Below are 4,447 nucleotides of genomic sequence, written 5' to 3'. Positions count from 1 at the left end.
ACGGCCGGCGAGTAGCGCAGCTTCTCCTTCGCGCGAGCGCCCAGCCTGTCGTAGAACCGGATCGCGTCCTCGTTCCACCGCGGCGTCCGCCACCGCACCTCGCGACCCCGAGCGCGCGGGCTTCCGCGAGGACGGCGTCCATCAGCATCGGTCCCACACCCGGGCCCCGGTGCCCGTCCCGCAGGAACAGGCAGTCCATGGGGAGGTACTCCACGCCGTCCCAGGTGGACACTCCGGGCGTGCATGACGCGTACCCGGTGCGCCGACCGTCACCGAGTTCCGCGACGAGGCAGCGCAGCCGCGGAGCCGCCGTGCCGAACAGCAGCCCCGCCAGCCGCCCGGCCAGGTCGGCAGGCGGGGGCGCCGCCCTTCTCGTACGCGGCCATGAGGCCCGTCCGCCCGGCGTGCGGGGCGGGCTTCGCGTGCCCCACCGCCCGCACCGAGCACCCATGGGACCGCGGGGGCGGTCGGCCGGGCCGGCGTCGGCCCCGGGTGCTCCCCGCCCCGTGTGGGCCGCCCACGCATCAGCCTGTCGGCCGTGCCGCATACCATGACCGTCCATGAGCACGAGTGAGGACCGAAGACCCCTGGTCGACGGGCGTTTCCGATTGATCTCCCGGCTGGGCAGCGGCGGCATGGGCACGGTCTGGCGAGCACGTGACATCGCCCTCGACCGCGATGTCGCCCTCAAGGAGGTCCGTCCCCCCGACCCCGCGGTCGAGGAGGCGAACCCCGGACTCACCGCGCAGCTGCGCGAACGGGCCGTCCGGGAAGCCAGGGCGCTGGCGCGCCTGTCGAACCCCCACGTCGTGACGATCCACCACATCGTCGAACCCCAGGACGGCTCGCACCCCTGGATCGTCATGGAGCTGGTCGAGGGCCGCTCGGTCTACGACCGCCTCACCGAGGGCCCTATGCCCGTGCCCGAGGTCCTCACACTCGGACGAGAAGTCCTGTCCGCCCTGCGCGCCGCCCACTCCGCCGGCATCCAGCACCGCGACGTCAAGCCCGCCAACGTCCTGCTGCGCCCCGACGGCAGCGCCGTCCTGACGGACTTCGGCATCGCCGTACTCAGCGAGGCGACGTCACGCCTCACCTCCACGGGAGATCTGATCGGCTCGCCCGAGTTCATCGCCCCCGAGCGCGTACGGGGCGAAGAGGGCAATCCGGCCTCGGACCTGTGGTCGCTCGGCATGCTGCTGTACGTGGCGGCCGAGGGCCACCACCCGCTGCGCCGGGCCACCAGCCTCGCGACCGTCGTCGCCGTGCTCGACGACCCGATCCCGCCGCCGGTGAGGTCGGGTGCGCTGGCCCCCGTGCTCACCCAGCTCCTGGTGCGCGATCCCGCTCAGCGCCCGGACGGGGCACGCCTGGAGCAGCTCCTGGCCGACGCCGCGGCACGGCAGTCGGCCCCCGGAGCACCGGCCGGAGCGGCCCCCGGCCCGTTCGGCCCGCCACACCCCCACCCCGCGTACGCCCCGACCCCGCCCCCGGGCGTGTCGCCGTCCTGGACGCCGCCGACCGTGCCGTCCCACGTCGGTTCGGGGCTCGCGTCCCCCGTCGGTTCGGGGCCCGGTGTGTTCGGCCCGCCCGCGCCGCCCGCCGTCACCCGGCCACGCCGCCGCGCCGTGACGCTCGCCGCCTCCGTCGTGCTGACGGTGGCCGTGATCGCCGTCGGCGCCGTGAACCTGTTCCCCGACGGCGGCTCGGGTTCCCGGGCCAAGGAGTCCGACTCCGCGGCGAGCGGCGGCGCCACCCCCGGGACCGGCGACCGCACCCCCGGCACGTCGGCCGGCACGGGGCCCGGCAACGGGACCGGGACGGGCACCACCGCGGGCACCGGTACGGACCCCGGCACCACCGAGCCCCAGGGATCCCTGCTCACCACGGCGAACGTCCGCACCGTCATCGAGTCGCTCCGCAAGGTCAGCGGCAGCACGCGGATGAAGGAACTGACGGTCTACGAGGACTATGCCCTGGCCGAAATCCCGACCAAGCCCGGTGCGAAGACCTACGACGAGTACGAGTTCCGCAACGGCGTCGCCCGGCGGACCGGCCCCGGCGGCACCATCAGCGCCAGTGAGGCGGACGATCAGCCCTTCGACGTCGCCACCATGGCCTGGGACGATTTGCCCGCGCTGATGAAGCGCGGCGAGAGTGAACTACAGGTCGACAACCCGACCATGCGCTATGTCGTCGTCAAGCGCTGGACCTTCAACTCCGACCGGCCGACGCTGATGTTCTACCTCATCAACGAGTACAGCGCGGTCGGCTACCTGGCGACGGACAGCGACGGAAAGGTCGTGGCGAAGCACCCGTCTTCCTGACCTCCACGGCGCCAATCCCCGGCCCGTCGATGGGTACCCGACGGGCCGGACGCCGTTCGGGCGTGCCCGGCCGCGCATCCAGGCGGTGGCGCCGGGTCCGGCACCGCGGGACCCGCTCGCCCCTCACCGCCCGATGGCGCTCGGCACGGGGCCGCCCGGCTTGGCCGGGCATGTGCCCGCCGGTGGCACGTCCTTGCCGTAGGAGGTGAGGGAGCACACCGTCGCGAACGACATCTTCCACCTCCCGTCCTGGTACACCGCGGCGCCCGGTCCGGCCGGGCCGACGATCCGGCCGCCGGCGAAGAGCGTGTAGCGGACCGTGGCCCGGAGGCCGGACGCGAAGACCACCGAGTCGACACGAGTCCGCAGGAGGCGGGCCTTCCGGTCAGTCGCCAGCGCCTCGATCATGAGCCGGTACTGGTTGCCGTCCTCCACCACGTTCACCCGGTCCTGGAGCGTCGAATCGGGGGTCAGGAAGCGCGCCCACGCCGCACGGATCTCCTGCTGGGCCGAGGCGGGATCCTCCGGCGCGGTCGCCGAGGGCGACGGGGACGGCAAGACCCCGGGGGAGTGCGTGCCGGGACGGCCGGGAAGGGGGGAGCCCGGCGGCGTCGGACTCGGCGACTGCTTCGGGGCGTCGGCGCCGCACCCCGTGATCAGCAGTGCTGCGGTGAGTACGACGGCCGCCCCGGCTGCGGCCGGACGGCTTCGGCGCGCCCGAACCATGATCACCCCCTTGTCGCCGCGTCAGTCAAGCAGCGCGTACCCCCCGTGCCGCCCGGGCACGCCCGGATGCGTCAACGCGCGGGCGCGTGAAGCCCGTCGCCCACGAGGTCGTGGCTGTGCCGCCAGCCGCCCGGCACCGGGACGGCGTCCGCCACGTGCGGATGTCCGGCCGCCAGTCCCGTGTGCAGATGGGTGACCGGTCCCGGGTCCTCCGTGGGCCACATGCGCAGTGCCAGAAGTCCTGCCGCGCACGCGAGTGTTCCGAGCGCCACGACTGCCGACTGCAGGCCGGCCGCGGCACCGAGCAGGCCCGCCAGGGGATACGCGAGAAGCCAGCAGGCGTGCGACAGGGAGAACCGCGCGGCGAACAACTCGGTGCATCCCCCCGGTCCGCAGGAGCGGCGGAGCAGCCTGCCCGCTGGGGTGAGGATCATTGAGGACGCCGCCCCGCAGACGGCCCAGGCCGACAGCAGGGCCGGCCATCGCCAGTCCCCGGCGGAAGCCGCCGTGAGCACGCTGAGACCGGCGAAGAACGCCACGACGAGCAGAGCGCCGCGCAGCATGACCGCTCGGTCCGCGACCCGGTCCAGCACTCTGGGCAGCACGAGCGCGACGGCCATGGACCCGGCGCCGTAGGCGCCGAGCGCCACGGCGACGTCCCCGGCCGACCGGCCGAGGTGATCGCGCACGTACACAACGGTGTTGACGAGGACGAGCGCGCCGGCCGCGGCCACCACCAGGTCCAGTGCGAGAAGGGCCCGCAGCCGCGGAACGGCGAAGAAGAGCCGGACACCGGCCGTGGCCCCGGCACGCGGCCGGCTCCCGCGGTCACCGGCCGGCCCCGGCGGCGCGGTGGTCGACTTCGTCGGCGCGGCGGTGGGCTCCGGTGACCTGGCGGGCGGCTTCGGCAGCGCGGCGGAGACGACCAGCGCGGCGGAGCCCAGGAAACCGACCACAGTGCCGGTGAAGAGCCAGTTGTACGTCATCACCGTCAGCAGCGCGGCGGCGAGCGCGGGGCTGAACAGACTCTCCAAGTCGTAGGCGAGCCGGGACAGGGACAGCGCCCGCGTGTACTCGCGCTCGTCGGTCAGCACTTCGGGGATCGCGGCCTGGAAGGCGGGCATGAAGGCGGCGGACGCGGCCTGGAGAACGAGTATCAGGAGGTACACCTGCCACACCCGGTCGACGAAGGGCAGCGCCAGAGCGGCGCCCGCCCGGATCAGATCGGCGACCACGAGCAGGGCCCGCCGGGGCAGCCGGTCCGCCACCGCGCCGACCGCGGGGGCGATCAGCACATACGCCACCATCTTGATCGCCAGCGCGGTGCCGAGTACCGAACCGGCGTCCGCCCCCGCGATGTCGTGGGCCAGCAGTCCCAGGGCCACGGTCGCCAG

3 protein-coding genes are annotated in these 4,447 nt (G+C 74.0%); 1 reads left to right on the top strand and 2 read right to left on the bottom strand.

Features of this window, described 5'->3' with window-relative positions:
• Positions 1–560 precede the first annotated feature (560 nt).
• Positions 561–2,327 carry a serine/threonine-protein kinase gene (locus ACY34K_RS33650; protein ID WP_462754035.1) on the top strand — a complete coding sequence of 589 codons (1,767 nt, stop codon included), beginning with the start codon at positions 561–563 and terminating at the stop codon, positions 2,325–2,327.
• 123 nt (positions 2,328–2,450) lie between these two features.
• Here the strand turns inward: ACY34K_RS33650 and ACY34K_RS33645 are convergent, their stop codons facing one another.
• A complete protein-coding gene (locus ACY34K_RS33645; protein ID WP_462754033.1) occupies positions 2,451–2,885 on the bottom strand; it encodes a hypothetical protein in 435 nt (144 codons plus the stop codon).
• Positions 2,886–3,124: 239 nt separating this feature from the next.
• The coding region (locus tag ACY34K_RS33640; protein WP_462754031.1) for an MFS transporter at positions 3,125–4,447 on the bottom strand (1,323 nt) is incomplete at its 5' end.

Source organism: Streptomyces sp. STAM6 (assembly GCF_054963715.1).
The sequence above is the reverse complement of the archived record's forward strand: the minus strand, read 5'-3'. Positions and strand labels throughout refer to the sequence as shown.